Annotated in this window: 19 protein-coding genes; 10 read left to right on the top strand and 9 right to left on the bottom strand. The window is 62.4% G+C overall.

Annotated elements, in window-relative coordinates; all coding sequences use genetic code 11:
• The first annotated feature begins 23 nt into the window (after positions 1-23).
• The 4 genes from JN756_RS07810 to JN756_RS07795 all read left to right on the top strand — a co-directional run bounded on the left by JN756_RS07810 (position 24) and on the right by JN756_RS07795 (position 2,318).
• Positions 24-926, top strand: coding sequence for a LysR family transcriptional regulator (locus JN756_RS07810; RefSeq protein ID WP_046384393.1), 903 nt, complete (start codon positions 24-26; stop codon positions 924-926).
• 147 nt (positions 927-1,073) lie between these two features.
• Positions 1,074-1,256 carry a type II toxin-antitoxin system HicA family toxin gene (locus JN756_RS07805; RefSeq protein ID WP_057004762.1) on the top strand — a complete coding sequence of 61 codons (183 nt, stop codon included), beginning with the start codon at positions 1,074-1,076 and terminating at the stop codon, positions 1,254-1,256.
• 22 nt (positions 1,257-1,278) lie between these two features.
• On the top strand, positions 1,279-1,689 hold the full coding sequence (locus tag JN756_RS07800) for a type II toxin-antitoxin system HicB family antitoxin (RefSeq protein WP_079443027.1): 411 nt from the start codon (positions 1,279-1,281) through the stop codon (positions 1,687-1,689).
• A 128-nt stretch (positions 1,690-1,817) separates the two neighbouring features.
• A complete protein-coding gene (locus JN756_RS07795; RefSeq protein ID WP_046490294.1) occupies positions 1,818-2,318 on the top strand; it encodes a methylated-DNA--[protein]-cysteine S-methyltransferase in 501 nt (166 codons plus the stop codon).
• Positions 2,319-2,410: 92 nt separating this feature from the next.
• Here JN756_RS07795 and JN756_RS07790 read toward each other — a convergent pair whose 3' ends face one another.
• From JN756_RS07790 to JN756_RS07775, 4 genes are all read right to left on the bottom strand, one after another.
• Complete coding sequence (locus tag JN756_RS07790; protein ID WP_017844866.1) at positions 2,411-2,938, bottom strand: DUF4142 domain-containing protein; 528 nt, start codon at positions 2,936-2,938, stop codon at positions 2,411-2,413.
• Positions 2,939-3,054: 116 nt separating this feature from the next.
• A complete protein-coding gene (locus tag JN756_RS07785; RefSeq protein WP_046384396.1) occupies positions 3,055-3,696 on the bottom strand; it encodes a LysE family translocator in 642 nt (213 codons plus the stop codon).
• A gap of 54 nt (positions 3,697-3,750) precedes the next feature.
• Positions 3,751-4,161, bottom strand: a complete 411-nt coding sequence (gene fos / locus JN756_RS07780) for a fosfomycin resistance glutathione transferase (RefSeq protein ID WP_046384397.1) — start codon at positions 4,159-4,161, stop codon at positions 3,751-3,753.
• Between the two features lie 13 nt (positions 4,162-4,174).
• Entirely contained in the window at positions 4,175-5,092 is a 918-nt protein-coding gene (locus JN756_RS07775) for a LysR family transcriptional regulator (protein WP_376740634.1), read from the bottom strand.
• Positions 5,093-5,169: 77 nt separating this feature from the next.
• Here JN756_RS07775 and JN756_RS07770 point away from each other — a divergent pair, with 77 nt between their 5' ends.
• Positions 5,170-5,658 (top strand): DMT family transporter, encoded by a 489-nt coding sequence (locus JN756_RS07770; RefSeq protein WP_046384399.1) that lies wholly within the window; start codon positions 5,170-5,172, stop codon positions 5,656-5,658.
• On the opposite strand, the gene JN756_RS07765 is transcribed toward JN756_RS07770, so the two are convergent.
• Positions 5,659-6,336, bottom strand: a complete 678-nt coding sequence (locus JN756_RS07765; protein ID WP_126589327.1) for an NAD(P)H-binding protein — start codon at positions 6,334-6,336, stop codon at positions 5,659-5,661.
• A 108-nt stretch (positions 6,337-6,444) separates the two neighbouring features.
• Positions 6,445-7,593, bottom strand: a complete 1,149-nt coding sequence (yiaY, locus tag JN756_RS07760) for an L-threonine dehydrogenase (protein ID WP_017844859.1) — start codon at positions 7,591-7,593, stop codon at positions 6,445-6,447.
• Between the two features lie 123 nt (positions 7,594-7,716).
• Between yiaY and JN756_RS07755 the strand changes: the two genes are divergently transcribed.
• The 4 genes from JN756_RS07755 (at position 7,717) to JN756_RS07740 (ending at position 13,033) form a co-directional block, all read left to right on the top strand.
• The gene (locus JN756_RS07755) at positions 7,717-8,733 is read left to right on the top strand and encodes a DUF4917 family protein (RefSeq protein WP_079443021.1); all 1,017 of its coding nucleotides are present in this window, start codon (positions 7,717-7,719) and stop codon (positions 8,731-8,733) included.
• Between the two features lie 110 nt (positions 8,734-8,843).
• Positions 8,844-9,383 (top strand): RNA polymerase sigma factor, encoded by a 540-nt coding sequence (locus JN756_RS07750; protein WP_017844857.1) that lies wholly within the window; start codon positions 8,844-8,846, stop codon positions 9,381-9,383.
• Positions 9,380-10,348: a FecR family protein gene (locus JN756_RS07745; protein ID WP_046490287.1), complete on the top strand. Its 969-nt coding sequence runs from the start codon at positions 9,380-9,382 to the stop codon at positions 10,346-10,348. Before JN756_RS07750 ends, JN756_RS07745 begins: the two co-directional genes overlap by 4 nt.
• Before the next feature lie 126 nt (positions 10,349-10,474).
• Entirely contained in the window at positions 10,475-13,033 is a 2,559-nt protein-coding gene (locus tag JN756_RS07740) for a TonB-dependent receptor (protein WP_201021970.1), read from the top strand.
• A gap of 7 nt (positions 13,034-13,040) precedes the next feature.
• Here the strand turns inward: JN756_RS07740 and JN756_RS07735 are convergent, their stop codons facing one another.
• Together JN756_RS07735 and JN756_RS07730 are read right to left on the bottom strand one after the other, a co-directional pair.
• On the bottom strand, positions 13,041-13,340 hold the full coding sequence (locus tag JN756_RS07735; RefSeq protein WP_017844854.1) for a ribbon-helix-helix domain-containing protein: 300 nt from the start codon (positions 13,338-13,340) through the stop codon (positions 13,041-13,043).
• An 18-nt stretch (positions 13,341-13,358) separates the two neighbouring features.
• A complete protein-coding gene (locus JN756_RS07730) occupies positions 13,359-13,940 on the bottom strand; it encodes a DJ-1/PfpI family protein (protein ID WP_102618437.1) in 582 nt (193 codons plus the stop codon).
• 187 nt (positions 13,941-14,127) lie between these two features.
• Between JN756_RS07730 and JN756_RS07725 the strand changes: the two genes are divergently transcribed.
• Positions 14,128-15,027 (top strand): DMT family transporter, encoded by a 900-nt coding sequence (locus tag JN756_RS07725; RefSeq protein WP_017844852.1) that lies wholly within the window; start codon positions 14,128-14,130, stop codon positions 15,025-15,027.
• A 41-nt stretch (positions 15,028-15,068) separates the two neighbouring features.
• Here the strand turns inward: JN756_RS07725 and JN756_RS07720 are convergent, their stop codons facing one another.
• Positions 15,069-16,286 carry a class I SAM-dependent methyltransferase gene (locus JN756_RS07720; protein WP_017844851.1) on the bottom strand — a complete coding sequence of 406 codons (1,218 nt, stop codon included), beginning with the start codon at positions 16,284-16,286 and terminating at the stop codon, positions 15,069-15,071.
• Between the last annotated feature and the right edge of the window lie 114 nt (positions 16,287-16,400).

The raw sequence follows: 16,400 nt of genomic DNA, 5'->3' as shown, positions 1-16,400 counted from the left end.
CCGATTGATACCCAAGGATCAGGATGCTCGACCTACGCAAGCTGCGTTACTTTCTGATGGTCGCCGAAGAATTGCATTTCGGCCGCGCCGCCCTGCGTCTGCACCTGGCCCAGCCGCCATTGACCCGGCAGATTTCCGCGCTGGAGGCAGAGCTGGGTTTCAAACTGTTCGATCGCACCAGCCGCACGGTCGCCCTCACCGCCCAGGGCCGGGCGTTTTTGCCCTATGCCCGGGGTGTGCTGGAACAGGTCGAATTGGCCCACGTCATCGCCGGCAAACTCGCGGCCGGAACGGCCGGGCAATTGGCGTTGGGGTATGTCAGTTCAATCGCCCTGTCGGATCTGTTCAGCCAGGCGATCCAGGCTTTCGCGCAACGCTTCCCGGATGTGCAATTGACCCTGGTGGAATGCGCCTCCGGCAGCCTCGGCGCGCAGGTCGCCGATGGGCGGCTGGATATCGGCTTGAGCCGGCTGTTACCGCAAAACGACCACGTGCAGGCGCTGTCGCTGGGCGAAGAGCGGTTGGTGGCGGCGGTATCCAGCGACAGCCCGCTGGCCGAGCAGGCAACCGTCAGCCTGGCGCAGCTCTGCGCGTACCCGGTGATACTGTTTCCCGCGGACTATGGGTCAGGGCTGAACCAGACCGTCGAGCAGCTTTATCGCCAGCATGGCGTGCCCCTGCGCGCGGGGCCAACGGGGCGCCAGATCACCTCGATCATCGCCCTGGTGGCCGCCGGGCAAGGGGTGGCCTTGGTGCCGGCCTGCACGCAGAGCTTGATGAACAAGGGCGTGACGTACAGGCCGTTGGTGGAGGTGGATGCGTGTGCGCGGTTGTTGGTGCTGACCCCGACTGAAAGACCGAGTGCATTGGTTGATGCGTTTCTCTCCGTCATCGGAGAAGCGTCACTCCTGCGAAAACCCCAGTAATACCTCTGACCGACGCCCGTCCTGCGCGCTCATACGCTTGATTCGCCCCCCACCGAACTATCGCTCACCGACCGCTGGTAGGTAGAGTGTTGATAATTTATCTTCAGTGGTTATAGCCACCACCAACACACACCACAAGGAGGTGCTGTGGATAGCCGATATTTAATAGGCCATATCGTCGCCGACGGCTGGTATCTGGTGCGCGTCAGAGGTAGCCATCACCCCTTCAAGCACCCGACGAAACCGGGGCTGGTGACAATTCCTCATCCGAAGAAGGACTTGTTGGACAAGACCGCCAAAAGCATGTTGAAACAGGCACTGCTGAGTTAACTGTCCTTGGAGGACAACGAACGTGCTGTACCCCATCGCAATTTCTACTGGTGACGAAGACCATGCCTGGGGCGTGGAAGTCCCGGACATTCCTGGTTGCTACTCCGCCGGTGACGACTTGGATGACGCCATGGCCATGGCCCGTGAAGCGATTGAAGGCCACTTCGAAATTCTCGCCGAAGACGGTGCGCCGATTCCCAGCGCGCAGAAAGTCACCCTGCATGCAGCCAACCCCAAGTACGCCGGTTGCATGTGGGCAGTGGTGGACATCGATGTCACCAAATACCTGGGCAAGGCGCAGAAACTCAACATCACCCTGCCAGGCTATTTGCTCAATCGTATCGATGAATACGTACTGCACCATCCCGAGGAAAAAAGCCGTTCGGGGTTCCTCGCGTCCGCAGCGCTCAAGGTGCTGCAACAGGATCGATAGCGGCATCTGAATGCGCCGACAGACTCGTTCCGGCGGAATTTGACCGCAAGAAACGTAGTTTTCCTCCAGGTCGATGGAACTACCGTAGCGCTGTACCCTTTTACGTCCGTTCTCCGAGGAGCCCGTTGATGGCCTACGAATACACACTCATGCCCTCCCCCGTCGGCGAACTGACCCTGGTGTCCCGCCATGGCAAACTCAGCGCCATCCTATGGGAAACAGAGCGCGCGAACCGTGTACGCCTGGGGGAATTGCGCGAAGTGAAAGACAACCCCGTGCTGTTGGAAACCGAGCGCCAGTTGCAGGAATACTTCGCCGGTGCCCGTCATCGGTTCGAGCTGGAGCTGGACTTCACCGGCACCGACTTTCAGAAACAAGTCTGGCAGGCACTGCTGACCATCCCCTTCGGCGAAACCCGCAGCTACAGCCAGATCGCCCAGCAGATCGGCAACCCGAAAGCCGTGCGCGCCGTGGGCGCGGCCAATGGGCGTAATCCGATCTCGATCATTGCGCCGTGCCATCGGGTCATTGGCGCATCGGGCGGCTTGACAGGGTTTGCCGGCGGGCTTGCGGCCAAGCAGTATCTGCTCGCACTGGAAGGCACAGGCCAGGCGGAACTGCGGTTCTGAGTGCGCCGGCGACCAGGACCGACTTGAACCCGGCATAAAAAAACGGCGGTTGGATGGGCGCCAACCGCCGTTTTGCATATCGAGTGCAAGCCTCAACCGTCGCCTTGACGGCCTTTACCGTAGGTAGATGCCAGGGCGCGGGCCTTTTGCAGACGCTCTTCCAGCTTGGGCAGCGTCTCATCCACCAGCGCTTTTATTTCCGGGACATCCGACGCGGCACCTTCCTGCTTGAACAGCGCGATGGCGTCTTCGTTTTCTTTGACCTGTTGCGCGGTGTAGGCAGCATCGAAGGAATCACCGTCCTTGAGCTCGGGCATGAGGGTTTCGGCTTTGTCGACGATCTTCTCGCGCGGCGCCACGGGCAGGTCGAGCTTCTTGGCGATGGCCGCCAGATGCTGGTTGGCCAGGGTGCGCTCGTTGATCACCTCGATGGTGTAGTCCTTGATTTCCTGGGACGAGGTCTTGGCGTGGGCCATGCGGCTGGTTTCGATATCGGCCATGCCTTTGGCCGAAGCCTGCTCGATGAATTCAGCCGGCGACTGGGCGAAAGCATTGCTGGCGCCGAGGCCCAGCAGCATCGCGAAACTGGCGGTGCGTAACCGGATAGCCATGCGGCTCATGATGGGTTCCTCCAGGGCAAAAATAGGTGCGAGAACATACGCCCCGCTCTGAATTCGAATTTTAACCGCCGCAAAGGTTTAGAAAAAACTTGCCAGTGCGACGAACGGTCGCCGCCTCACGCCGGTTTACTGCCGAACAGGCCCGGCAACGCGTGGGCCAGCGCATTGATGGCGAAGCCGATGAACATCACCCCACAGAGCTTGGTGATGAGGATTTCGTGACGCTGATACACCGTGCGTACCCGCTGCGCGCCCACCACGCCGATCAGAATCGCGTAGGCCAACAGCCCACCGATAAAGCTCAGCAAGATCAACGATGGCAGCATCGCCCAGGTCAGCAACTCGGCACGGCTGGACAGCAAGGCGGTAAACGTGGCGACGGCCACCGGGTAGGCCTTGGGGTTGGTCAGGCCGAACAGGATGCCGTGCCAGAACGGATGCCGCGCCGCGCCCTGGGGTGCCTCGCTACTGCGGCGCTGGGTACGGATCGCGCGCCAGCCCAGCCAGAACAAGTACGCGCCACTGAGCACGCCCAGCACATCGAACGCAGTGCTGCCGACTTCCCGCGCCCCCACGATCGCAATCAGCGCGGTGCTGCACCACAGCACATCGCCGAGCAAATGCCCGCACAGAAAACCGGCCCCGGCGCGACGCCCCCGGGCCGCGCCGATACCGAACACGGCCAATACCCCCGGGCCAGGCGTAATACCGTAGATAAAACCCGAAGCGAGGACGGCGAGCAGCAAGGATGGGGTCATGGGCGTGACTCTGACTGACGGTTGAGAGGTGGAAGGATTCTGCACGTTCCCGCGCTACGGGTAAAACTGCATGCCGGCATAAGGCTTGGCGCGACAGGCTTGCAGGCGCGAGGCCAGATCACCGACATGGGCTTCGAGCTTGTGGCCATCGGGGTCGAGAAAATAGAACGAAGCGCCCTCGCTGCGGTTGTCGCGCCACTCTGCTACGCCGGCGGCTCGCAGGCGTTGCACCAGCGCGGCGAAGTTGCTCGCGCCTACCGTGAAGGCAAAGTGGGTGTATTCAGCCGCCGGCACCGACGGGCGCAGTGGGTCGAGGCACAGGCACAGCCACAAGCCGGGCAATGACAGGTAGGCGCCGTTGTCCCAGGTGGCGTCGAGGCGAAGTTGCAGCAGGTCATGGTAGAAGCTGACGCTGCGCGGCAGATCGGTGACAGCCAGGGTCAAGTGGTTGAGGCCGGTGAGCATGGGGTCGTTCCTGTTAGTGGCAACCTTCGGACAATACACCCTGCACCTGCGCCTTCAACCACTGCAACCCCGAATCCCCACCCCGCCGCGCATGCCACGCCAGCTCAAAGGCGAACGACGGAATATGAAACGGCGGCGGCACCGTCGACAGTTGCTCACGGTCGATGTTGAGCACGCCCCTCGACGAGACGGTCAGGATCAGGTCCGTGCCCTCGATCAACTGCGGCGCCACGCCCCAATGCGGCAGGCTGATCGCCACATGTCGCCGCTCACGGATCACGCTCAGTGCCCGCTCGATTTCCGGGGTGCCGCTGCCGCGCATTTCCAAGAGCACATGGGGCCGCGACAGGTAGGTGGGCAGGTCGAGCGTGCCGCTGGGTGGCAGGCTGGCGCGGTCGACCAGGCAGGTGTAATGCTCTTCGAATAACGGCGTAGTACGCAATTCAGCAGGCATGTCAGGGAAGACCCCGGCAGCCAGGTCGATATCGCCGCTGAGCACGCCGTCCACCATGCCTTCGCGGCTGGCCTGGATGATCTGCAGATCGATGCCGGGCGCTTCACGGCGCAAGGTTCGCACCAGCCCCGGCAGAAAAATCGCCGCGCTGTAGTCCGACATCGCCACGCGAAACTTGCGCGTGGCCGAGGCCGGATCAAAGCGATTCGGCGCCAGCAGCGCCTGCACCTGGGCCAAGGCCTGCGCCAACGGTATCGCCAACTCCAGCGCGCGGGCAGTCGGCAGCAACCTGCCGCCGTGACGCACCAGCAGCGGATCACCGAGCATGTCGCGCAGGCGCGCCAGAGCGTGGCTGACCGCCGGCTGGCTCAGGTGCAAACGCGCAGCGGCGCGAGTGACGTGCTGCTCGCTGAGCAAGGCGTCGAGGATCACCAACAGGTTGAGATCGATGCGGCGCAGATCATTCATCAGCTGCATGCCCTGCATAAAAACTTGGAATTTAAATTTGCGCGACGAATAGCCTAGAGTCCAGCAAAACCTCTGGGAGATTCAACATGACGACGTTGCAGTGGGCAGGTTTATTGCTTTTGGCGGTGATCGCCGGGGCGGTGGTGCCGTTTCAAAGCGCGATCAATGCCAACCTCGGACGCGGGCTCGGTCACCCGTTGTGGGCAACGCTGGCGTCGTTGCTGGTGAGCATCATCGTGCTGCTGCCAGTGATCATCGCCTTGCGCCTGCCGTTGCCGAGCCTGGCGTTTATCGGCAAGGCGCCGCTGTGGATGTGGGCCGGCGGTGCATTTGGCGTGTGCTTTATCTCGTTGGCGTTGATGCTGCTGCCCAAGCTGGGCGCATCGGGCTTTATCGCGCTGGCCATGGCCGGGCAACTTCTCGCCTCGCTGCTGCTCGATCACTTCGGCCTGTTCGGCCTGGTGGAACGCCCGCTGACAACGCCCCGGGTACTGGGCGCGTTGCTGTTGATCGGTGGCGTCGCGTTGATTCAGTTCAGCGCCACCCCCGCCCGCGCACTCGCGACGACGAGCTGATCAGCGGTTGTTCAGAGAGGCCAGGCGATGGATCTCGGCTTGCTCCACCACCGGCTGTGGTGCGCCGTGACGCACCGCCGCCAACATCGCACGGCCAACGGTCTCGGTGCTGACTACCCAACCTGGCTTTATCCGACGCACCAACGAGAGCAACGGCCCGAGTACCGTATAGAACAACGCGTATAACGGCGTCTTCGAACGCACGTCGTGCAACGGCTGAATCAGCCCCGGCCGGAACACATACACCGCCTTGAACGGCAGGCGCAGCAAGGCATTTTCGGTCTTGCCCTTGACCCGCGCCCACATCGACTGGCTCGTTTCGGAACTGTCGGTGCCGGCGCCGGACACATAGATAAACGTCATTTGCGGATTAAGCCGCGCCAGGGTGCTGGCGGCGACCAGGGTCAGATCATAGGTGAGATGGGTGTAGCGGGTTTCATTCATCCCCGCCGATGAAACACCGAGGCAAAAGAAGCAGGCATCGAAACCTTGCAGCAAGTTCTCCAGAGCCTGCAAATCCAACATGTCCGCGTGCAGCACCTGATGCAGTTTGGCGTGCTCCAGGGTCAACGGCGTGCGGCCGACGGCGACAACTTCCTGCACGTCGGCGGCCAGCAGGCACTCGCGCAGAACGCCTTGACCGATCATGCCAGTGGCACCGAATAACAGAACTCTCATAAGGGGACCTCAGCGGCAAGCCGCAAGCTTCATGCTCAAGTTGAATACGGTGCAGGATTCACACCTTAACAGCTTGTAGCTGAATGCTTGCAGCGTGCGACCACCCCGTCAGAACGCGCTGCGGAAAATCTCCTCAATCTGACGCTGATCAGCCCGGCGTGGGTTGGTCAGGCCGCAGGCGTCTTTCAACGCGTTGGTGGCCAGCAGCGGAATGTCCTGCAACTTGGCGCCCAGTTCGCGCAGGCCGGCGGGGATGTCGACGTCCTGGGACAGGGTACGGATGGCGGCGATGGCGGCTTGGGCGCCCTCTTCCGGCGAGTTGCCGTTGATGTCCGCACCCAGCGCACGGCCGACGTCGCTCAAGCGCTTGGCACTGACGCTGGCGTTGAAACTCTGCACATGGGGCAGCAATACCGCGTTGCACACGCCGTGGGGCAAGTCGTACAGGCCGCCCAGTTGGTGGGCCATGGCATGCACGAAACCCAGGGAGGCGTTGTTGAACGCCATGCCGGCGAGGAACTGCGCATAGGCCATGTTTTCCCGCGCGGCCTTGTCGGTGCCGTCGCGTACCGCCAGGCGCAGGTTGGCGCTGATCAGTTCGATGGCCTTGATCGCGCAGGCGTCGGTGATCGGCGTGGCGGCGGTGGATACGTAGGCTTCGATGGCGTGGGTCAGGGCGTCCATGCCGGTGGCGGCGGTGAGGCCCTTGGGCATGCCGACCATCAGCGACGGGTCGTTGACCGACAGCAGCGGCGTGACGTTGCGGTCGACGATGGCCATTTTCACGTGACGGGTTTCGTCGGTGATGATGCAGAAACGGGTCATCTCGCTGGCGGTGCCGGCGGTGGTGTTGATGGCCACCAGCGGCAGTTGCGGCTTGCTCGATTGATCGACGCCTTCGTAGTCGCCGATATGCCCGCCATTGGTCGCGCACAGTGCGATGCCCTTGGCGCAGTCATGGGGCGAGCCGCCGCCCAGGGACACCACGAAATCACAGGCGCTCTGCTGCAACAGCGCGAGGCCTTTCTCGACGTTGTCCACATTGGGGTTGGGCTTGGCGCCGTCGTAGATCACCGAATCGATGTCCTGCATCGCCAGTTTCTCGGCGATCATGCTGGCCACGCCCGCCTTCGCCAGGCCGGCGTCGGTAACGATCAGGGCCTTGCGAAAACCGTAGTTGCGAATGGCGACCATCGCGTCGTCAAGGCAGTCAGTGCCCATGATGTTAACGGCGGGGATGAAGAAGGTACTGCTCATGGCGAATCCTCAGAGGCGTTATGCCGACAGCATCAACGTTCATCACAGGGCCCACCTTGATCAGGATCAACCCTCGCTCGTGATAAAGTCACCGACCCGCCGATTTCGAGTAGACCCGCCGCGATGAAGGATTTTCAGGATATTGACGCCCACCTTGAAGACTGGAGCGCACTGCGCAGCGCCATCGACTTCAGTGGAATTCTGATCGGCAACGGCGCCAGCCGAGCGATTTGGGAAGACTTTGCCTACGACTCGCTGTTCGAAAACGCACGCACCGTTGAAGAAAAACCCTTGAGCCAATCCGAGCTGAGCGTGTTCGACGCCCTGCAGACCCGCAGTTTCGAGCAGGCCCTGAGCGCGCTGAAGACCACCAGCCGGGTCAACAAAGCCCTGGCGGTCAGTTCGGCGGCGCCGCGCAATCGCTACTACGCGATCAAGGAAGCATTGATCAATACCATCCACGCCGTACACATCCCGTGGCGCCTGGTGCAGCCCTCGACATTGGCGACGATCAACGCGGAACTGGCCAGCTACTCCACGGTATTCACCAGCAACTACGACTTGCTCAACTACTGGGCGATCCTGCACGCCCCCGGCATCGACGACTTGTTCCGCAGCGCCGACGCCAGCTTCGACCTGCGCGACACCCGCACCGACGCCACGCGCATCCTTTACCTGCACGGCGGCCTGCACCTGGTGCGCAACCTCGACGGCACCGCACGCAAATTGCCGACCACCGACAGCACCCTGCTCAGCAGTTTTGCGATCAACAACACGATCAAGACCCTGGACGATGTGCCGTTGTTTGTCAGCGAGGGCAAGGTGGAAGAGAAGCTCAAGACCATCCGCAGCTCCGATTATCTGTCGTTCTGCTACGAGCAGTTACTCGGCCATGAAGGGGCGCTGTGCATCTTCGGCCACGACCTGGGAGCGCAGGATAAACACTTGGTGGATGCAATTCGCCAGGCCCGGGTGACGACCCTGGCGATCGCGGTATCGGGGCGCAGCGATGGGTTTATCCGCCAGCAGAAGCGGCGGTATTCGCAGTTGTTCGATGGCAGCGGCGTGGCGTTGAGATTCTTTGCCGCGCGCAGCCATGCGCTGGGGCATCCGGCGCTGTCGGTGCCGGTCGAACGCTGAGGTCCTGAGCCGCTTGCGCAGGATCAGTGTATTTGCCTGGAGACAAACGACAATAATTCTCGATATCATTCATGACTTTTCTACGTCGTGCTTCGCCAAGAAGGATATCCATGTCGCGTCCCAAATCCGACCCGCTGTCGGACGATGCCTTTCGCGGGTTTTATGCAGACATTCTGTATTTCCTGCGCAAGCGCACGGACAACGCCAGCGACGCGGCGGACATGACCCAGGATGTCTTCACCCAATGGCTGGACTACCGCGACCGGGCCAAGGTCGAGCAGCCACGGGCGTTTCTGTTCCAGATGGCGCGCAACCTGTTGCGCGATCACTGGCGCAAACAGAAGGTACGGCAGGCCGTCCACGCCGATCAGGTTGAAAGGGATGCCGAGCCGGTCATTGACGAGCACAACCCGCCGATGGCCGCCGCGCTTCGCTTGCAACGCCTGGAACAGTTGAAAGAAGTCCTCGCCGAACTCTCGCCGCGCAGGCGAGAAGCCCTTATGCTGCATCGCTTCGAAGGCTTGAGCCAGGCGCAGATCGCCGAGCGCATGGGTATTTCGACCAGCATGGTGGAAAAACACATCGCTTTTGCCCTGCTGCATTGCAAGCGACGCCTTCAACCTGACCCCGGCACGGAGCAGCCAGCATGAACCGCCTGAGCGACATCGACGCCCCGGACATCGAAACGAGCGACGCCGTCGATGCCCAAGCCGCCAGCTGGTTTGCACGCAACCGCAACGCCACCGCACGCGCCGACCGCAAGGCCTTCGCCGCCTGGCAGGCGGTGCCGGCCCATGCCCAAGCCTATGCCGAATTCGAACAACTGTGGGCCGACCTCGCCCAGTTGCAGCAACTGAACACGCCCGTGGCGCTGCCCAAGCGCACCGCCGTGATCTGGCGCCCGGCCCTGGCCGTGGCGGCCGCCCTGCTCTGCGCGGTACTGACCACGCCCCTCGGCGCGCCGCGCGAGTTGTATCACACCCAGGTCGCAGCCCACGCCAAGGGCATGCGTACCCTGAACCTGCCCGATGGCAGCCGCCTCTACGTGAATGCCAACACCCGCCTGCGCGTAGATTTCAGCGCCCACCAACGCATCGTTCACCTGGACAAGGGCCAACTGTATATCGAAGTGGCGGCCGACAAGGAGCGGCCGCTGTACGTGCAAGCCGGCGAAGCGACGGTGCGCGTGGTGGGCACCGCTTTCGATGTGCGACGTGGCCAGCAACAACTGGTGGTGAGTGTTGCCCACGGCCAGGTGGCGTTCGCGCCGGATGCGACCAAACCGGTCGCGTTGCTCGGCGCCCAGCAACGCGCCACCTTCGACTACGCCAAGGGCACCGTGCAACAACAAACCCTCACCGCCGAGGAGGTTGCCGACTGGCGCAGTGGGCATTTGTCGTTCCGCAATCGCGAGCTGGCCAGCCTGATCGATGAGTTGAGTTTGTACCGTCCCCAACCCCCGCTGCAGGTGAGTCACGCCGTGGCGCACCTGAAGGTGTCAGGCAACCTGGATGTGCATGACCCGGATGCCTTGCTCAACGCCCTGCCCGCCTTGTTGCCGGTGAAAACCGTGACCTCGGCCGATGGCATTGTCCGGATCGAACCCCGAAAATAACCCCGAAGCAGACACATGAGAATATTTTTCATTCGCATGTGTGGTTTTTTTCCTCAGCCCCGTCTTCCTCCTGATTGTGTTCGATCCGCACACCTTTTTGGCTGTTTGGCCACCCCGGGGGATTTCATGTTTCGCGCGCCTTGCCACGCTTCGCACCTGCTTTTTCGACCGAGCCTAATGGCGACATGCCTGGCCTTCAGCCTCAGCGCCCATGCGCAGTCGTTCACGCTGCAACTGCCCGCCCAGGCGTTGGCCACGTCCCTGAGCCAGGTCGCGCAACAGGCGAAAATCCAGCTGCTGTTCGATGAAAAGCAGCTCAAGAACGTCCAGGCGCCGGCGCTCGACGGTGACTTCACCGCGGAAGTGGCGATTCGTACCCTGTTGAACAATGGCGCGTTCACCCTGATCAAGGTCGGCAGCACCTACGTCGTGCGCCCCGATGAGGGCAAGACCACCAGCAGCGGCGCGATCCAGCTGGACGCCTTGAGCGTGATCGGCACCGGCAATCAAGTCGACTCCAGCACCGTCGGCCGCTCGACCCTGAGCCAGGCGGACATCGACCGCTACCAGGCCAACAACATCCCCAGCCTGCTGCAGACGTTGCCTGGGATCAGCCAGGGCGGTTCGCTCAAACCCGGCGGCCAGACCATCAACATCCGCGGTTTCGGTGACGCCGAAGACGTCCCGCTGACCGTCGACGGCGCCACCAAGAGCGGCTTCGAGCGCTACCAGCAAGGCACGGTGTTCATCGAGCCCGAGCTGATCAAGAGCATCGAAGTGGAGAAAGGCCCCAACTCGCCGTTCAGCGGCAACGGCGGTTTTGGCGGCACGGTGAACATGACCACCAAGGATGCCCCGGACCTGCTCAAGGACGGCCGCAACAGCGGCGCGATGCTCAAGTACGGTTATTCCAGCAACGACCACGAACAGGTCTACAGCAGCGCCGTGTATGGCCGCACCGACGATGGCCGGTTCGACGCCCTGGCCTACCTGACCCAGCGCGACGGCGGCGACATGAAGGTGGCCGCCAAGTTGCCCAACGAGAACAACCAGTACCCGATCAACCCCCAGCGCCTGCCCAACACCGCCCAGGATGTGGACGGCAAGCTGTTCAAGGTCAACGCGCACTTCACCGATGAGCACAGTGTCGGCCTGTCTTACTCGAGCGCCCGCAGCAACCGGTGGACGCCGTTTTCCGCCGCGAGCTACCCGACGCCACCGACCCAGGCCAACATCGACCGCTACGGCTACGAAGGCGCGTTGAAACGTTTCCTGGCCAACCGCGACACGCTCGACACCACTTGGTCGGGCAAGTATGAATACCAGCCCCTGGACAACCCGCTGGTGGACCTGACCGTCAAATATTCACAGTCCGACACCCAGCAGACCGACGAGCGCGACGCCACCGCGTTTTTCCAGTTGGCCACCGGCGGGCGCAAGATGGACACGGCCTACACCGACAAGCATCTCGACATCCGCAACGTCAGCCTGTTCGACACCGGGCCGTTGCAACACGCACTGACAGTCGGCGGGCAAATCCGCAAGCACACCCGCGAAACCGAGATGTGGATGCCCGGCGCCACCTACAACACGCCGCGCTACAACTATGGGCATTTCCAGCCGAGCTTCATGCCCCATGGCAAGGTGGATACCAACAGCTTCTTCATCCAGGATGCGCTGACCCTGGGCGACGTGACCGTCACGCCATCGCTGCGCTACGACCATGTGCGCAACCGCGGCGAAGCCAACGATGCGCCGTACTACAACAACCCCGACCCGGCCGTCGGCCACGACTACAGCGATCGCACCTACACCGGCTGGTCGCCGCGCCTGGCGCTGTTCTGGACCGTCACCCCGAACGTCGCCCTGTTCGCCAACTGGAGCCAGACCTGGCGCGCCCCGGTGATCGACGAACAGTACGAAGTGCAGGGCCTGGGCAGCCGCACCGCCACCAGCGTCGACCTCGACCCCGAGCGCATCACCTCAATCACCGTGGGCAACATCACCCGCTTCGACAACCTGATCGCCCAGGACGATAACCTGCAACTGCGCACCACCCTGTTCCACAACAAAGTCGAAGACGAAATCTTCAAGGCCACGGGCGTGGGCTGCCAGAACCAGGCTATCAACGGCGGCACCATCGCCACCGCGTGCCCGCCGGGGCCGAGGTCCAATTACCGCAACATCGGCGGCCTGACCATCAAGGGTTTCGAGCTGGAATCGTTCTATAACTCCACCTACCTGTTCGGCTCGGTGTCGTTCGCCTACGCCACCGGCAAGCACGAAGGCGCCTACACCAACCCATGGGGCCCGGATGTGTCGGCCCGCGACATTCCGCCGACCAAATGGGTGCTGGTCATGGGCACCCACATCCCGGCCTGGGATGCCCAGGTGGGATGGATGGGGCAATTCATCGGCGCGACCGATCGCCTGCCCAGCGATAAATACTCCGGCGGCCCCGGCTCCGGCGTCGGCGACTTGTTCTACGACCAGTACGGCAACAAGCGCTACAACACCCAGGGCCTGTTCGCCAAATGGGCGCCGCAACAGGCTTACCTGAAAGGCACCGAGGTGAACTTCACGGTGGACAACCTGTTCAACAACAACTTCCGTCCGGCGCTGAGCGGCGACCGTGCCTACACCAAGGGGCGCGACGCGAAGATCAGCGTGACACGGTTCTTCTGACAGCGGCCTAGCGGTTGCGCACCAGGCTCAACTCGGCCGTCGGTGTGCGCTGCTTGCTCAAGTAGCGGGTACAGCTGACGCGCAGAAACGAGGCAAAATTGACCACCTCGCCGCGGTAGTCCATGACTTCCTCGTACAGCTTGGTGATCAGTTGATTGGTGGTCATGCCATCCACGCTGGCGATTTCGCTGAGGATGTCCCAGAACTGGTTCTCCAGGCGCACGGTAGTGACGACGCCGCAGATGCGCAGGGAGCGCGAGCGAGACTCATAGAGAATCGGGTCGGCCTTGACGTACAGCTCGCACATGGCGATGACCTCCGTTGCTTACAAGGTGATTGTCGTGCCCAGCAGGCCGAGGAACCCGGCCAGCCAGCTTGGGTGCGCCGGCCAGGCCGGCGCCGTGGCCAGATTGCCTTGAACGTGGCTGTGGGTCACTGGAATATCGATGAACGAACCGCCCGCCAGGCGCACTTCCGGGGCACAGGCCGGGTAGGCACTGCACTCGCGACCGGCGAGGATACCGGCCGCCGCCAGCAGTTGCGCGCCATGGCACACCGCAGCAATCGGCTTGCCGGCTTGATCGAAGGCGCGCACCAGTCGCAGGACTTTTTCATTCAGGCGCAGGTATTCCGGCGCACGACCACCGGGCACCAGCAGCGCATCGTAGTCGGCGGCTTCGACCTGGGCGAAATCCGCATTCAGGGCGAACAGGTGACCGGGCTTTTCGCTGTAGGTCTGATCGCCTTCAAAGTCATGGATCGCGGTTCGCACGGTCTCGCCGGCCGACTTGTCGGGGCACACCGCGTGGACGATATGACCGACCATCAGCAGCGCCTGGAAGGGCACCATCACTTCATAGTCTTCGACATAATCGCCGACCAGCATCAGGATCTTTTTCGCAGCCATGGGGCATTCCTCCAGTTCAACGGTTGGGCAGACAAAAGTAGTCAAGATAGGCGCGTGCCGACGGGCCGGGTAATCCCCCGCTACTACAACTGTACGGATCAATCCGCACCCAGCTGTAGACCCCCGATTCGCGGAGGTTGTGGCTAGATGATCGTCCACTTCCGACCACTCGATTCCGGTTCCCGCCATGAACTCGCGCGAAAACACCGGCATGGCCCTCGGCCTGCTGGGCGTCATCATCTTCAGCCTGACTCTGCCCTTCACGCGTATCGTGGTGCAGGAAATCCACCCGCTGCTCAACGGTCTGGGCCGTGCGTTGTTCGCCGCGATCCCGGCGGCGGCGCTGTTGCTGTGGCGCCGCGAGCGCTGGCCGAGCTGGCGCCAGGTGCGCGGCCTGTGCCTGGTGATTGCCGGGGTGATCTTGGGCTTTCCGGTGTTGTCGGCGTGGGCCATGCAGACGCTGCCGGCGTCCCACGGCGCGTTGGTCAATGGCCTGCAACCGCTGTGCGTTGCGCTGTACGCCGCGTGGCTGTCCCACGAACGGCCGTCAAAAGCCTTCTGGGCCTGCGCCGCCTTGGGTAGCGCGCTGGTGCTGAGTTATGCGTTGATCAGCGGTGCCGGCAGTATTCAAGCGGGGGATCTGTTGATGCTCGGCGCGATTGCCGTGGGCGGCCTGGGTTATGCCGAAGGTGGGCGCTTGGCCAAGGAGATGGGCGGCTGGCAGGTGATCTGCTGGGCGCTGGTGCTGTCGACGCCGCTGTTGATCGGCCCGGTGGCTTACCTGGCGGTGCAGCATCAAGGCGCGATTTCCATGGGCACCTGGTGGGCGTTCGGTTATGTGTCGCTGTTCTCGCAGTTCCTGGGGTTCTTTGCGTGGTACGCCGGGTTGGCCATGGGCGGCATTGCGCGGGTCAGCCAGATTCAGCTGTTGCAGATCTTCTTCACCATCGCGTTTTCGGCGTTGTTCTTTGGTGAACACATCGAGCCGATCACCTGGCTGTTCGCCTGCGGGGTGATCGTGACGGTGATGCTGGGGCGCAAGACCGCGGTGCAGCCCGCGCCAATTACAAAGGCCAATGCGATTTAACGGTGGGAGGGGGCTTGCCCCCTCCCACATTGGCTTCGTGTTCAGCCGAGGTAACCGTCGGTACGCAACAGGGTTTCCAGGCAGTGCTCGGTGATGTGATAGAAGTCCTTGAGTGCCTGAATCTTGTCCAGTAGCTGCGCGTTGTCCACCGGTTCGGCGCGTTTCACCGCAAGGATCATCTTGTTCTTGTTGGTGTGTTCCAGGGAGATGAACTCGAACACCTTGGTCTCATAACCGCAAGCCTCCAGGAACAAGGCGCGCAGGCTGTCGGTGACCATTTCCGCCTGCTGGCCCAGGTGCAAACCGTATTGCAGCATCGGCTTCAACAGCACCGGGCTCTGGATCTGCAGGCGGATCTGTTTGTGGCAGCACGGCGAGCACATGATGATCGAGGCGCCGGAACGGATGCCGGTGTGGATCGCATAATCGGTGGCGATGTCGCAGGCATGCAGGGCGATCATCACGTCCAGCTCGCTGGGCGCGACGCTGCGCACGTCGCCGCAGGTGAACACCAGCCCCGGGTGTTCGAGGCGGGCGGCGGCGGCGTTGCACAAGCTGACCATGTCTTCGCGCAGTTCAACACCGGTGACCTCGGCCTCGACATTGAGGGTGTTGCGCAGGTAGTCGTGGATGGCGAAAGTCAGGTAGCCCTTGCCCGAGCCGAAATCAGCGACGCGCACCGGTTGGTCCAGCCTCAGCGGGGACGCGATCAGCGCATGGCTGAACACTTCGATGAACTTGTTGATCTGCTTCCACTTGCGCGACATCGACGGGATCAGCGCGTGCTTGGCGTCGGTCACGCCCAGGTCGGCGAGGAACGGCCGGCTCAGGTCGAGGAAGCGATTCTTCTCGCGGTTGTGCTCGGCCGACGGCGCCTCACGCAATTGCTGCGGCTTGCTTTTGAACAGCGAGCTTTTGTTCTTCTTGCTGTATTCCAGCTGGGCTTCGTCGGTCAGCGCGAGCAAGTGTGCGTTCTTGAACGAGGTCGGCAACAACTCGGCAATCGCCGCCACACCGTCGGCCACCGGGAGGTTCTTGGTGATGTCGCGGGTTTTGTAGCGGTAGACGAAGGACAGGCAGGGCTGCTCCTTGACCGTCACCGCCTTGATGATCAGCCGTTGCAGCTCGGCTTCCTCACCGACGTACTTGGCCAGCACCAGTTTGATAAAGGCGTTGTGCGCAAGGCTTGCGCTGAGCAGTTCGATGAACTGGGCGTGATGATCCGGCGCAGGGCGGGCAGGTTGAGCGGTGACGGACATGAACAAAAACGCCTCGGGCTGGGAATGCCGGGCATTTTAGGGGGGATGGGGGCTGAGGGCACGGGGTTATTTGATCAACGGTAAGATTGGGGGCCCCACCGCAGATCCAAATGT

Source organism: Pseudomonas sp. Y39-6, assembly GCF_023651955.1.
GTDB lineage: Bacteria > Pseudomonadota > Gammaproteobacteria > Pseudomonadales > Pseudomonadaceae > Aquipseudomonas > Aquipseudomonas veronii.
The sequence above is the reverse complement of the archived record's forward strand: the minus strand, read 5'-3'. Positions and strand labels throughout refer to the sequence as shown.

Excerpts from the sequence above, each read along its gene's own strand:
- JN756_RS07750 (WP_017844857.1), top strand. The coding sequence starts at position 8,844 with ATGTCGCGTCCCAAATCCGACCCGCTGTCGGACGATGCCTTTCGCGGG.
- JN756_RS07730 (WP_102618437.1), bottom strand. The coding sequence starts at position 13,940 with ATGGCTGCGAAAAAGATCCTGATGCTGGTCGGCGATTATGTCGAAGAC.
- JN756_RS07795 (WP_046490294.1), top strand. The coding sequence starts at position 1,818 with ATGGCCTACGAATACACACTCATGCCCTCCCCCGTCGGCGAACTGACC.
- JN756_RS07745 (WP_046490287.1), top strand. The coding sequence starts at position 9,380 with ATGAACCGCCTGAGCGACATCGACGCCCCGGACATCGAAACGAGCGAC.
- JN756_RS07740 (WP_201021970.1), top strand. The coding sequence starts at position 10,475 with ATGTTTCGCGCGCCTTGCCACGCTTCGCACCTGCTTTTTCGACCGAGC.
- JN756_RS07775 (WP_376740634.1), bottom strand. The coding sequence starts at position 5,092 with ATGCAGCTGATGAATGATCTGCGCCGCATCGATCTCAACCTGTTGGTG.
- JN756_RS07770 (WP_046384399.1), top strand. The coding sequence starts at position 5,170 with ATGACGACGTTGCAGTGGGCAGGTTTATTGCTTTTGGCGGTGATCGCC.
- JN756_RS07725 (WP_017844852.1), top strand. The coding sequence starts at position 14,128 with ATGAACTCGCGCGAAAACACCGGCATGGCCCTCGGCCTGCTGGGCGTC.
- JN756_RS07785 (WP_046384396.1), bottom strand. The coding sequence starts at position 3,696 with ATGACCCCATCCTTGCTGCTCGCCGTCCTCGCTTCGGGTTTTATCTAC.
- JN756_RS07790 (WP_017844866.1), bottom strand. The coding sequence starts at position 2,938 with ATGAGCCGCATGGCTATCCGGTTACGCACCGCCAGTTTCGCGATGCTG.
- yiaY (WP_017844859.1), bottom strand. The coding sequence starts at position 7,593 with ATGAGCAGTACCTTCTTCATCCCCGCCGTTAACATCATGGGCACTGAC.
- fos (WP_046384397.1), bottom strand. The coding sequence starts at position 4,161 with ATGCTCACCGGCCTCAACCACTTGACCCTGGCTGTCACCGATCTGCCG.
- JN756_RS07720 (WP_017844851.1), bottom strand. The coding sequence starts at position 16,286 with ATGTCCGTCACCGCTCAACCTGCCCGCCCTGCGCCGGATCATCACGCC.
- JN756_RS07765 (WP_126589327.1), bottom strand. The coding sequence starts at position 6,336 with ATGAGAGTTCTGTTATTCGGTGCCACTGGCATGATCGGTCAAGGCGTT.
- JN756_RS07735 (WP_017844854.1), bottom strand. The coding sequence starts at position 13,340 with ATGTGCGAGCTGTACGTCAAGGCCGACCCGATTCTCTATGAGTCTCGC.
- JN756_RS07810 (WP_046384393.1), top strand. The coding sequence starts at position 24 with ATGCTCGACCTACGCAAGCTGCGTTACTTTCTGATGGTCGCCGAAGAA.
- JN756_RS07755 (WP_079443021.1), top strand. The coding sequence starts at position 7,717 with ATGAAGGATTTTCAGGATATTGACGCCCACCTTGAAGACTGGAGCGCA.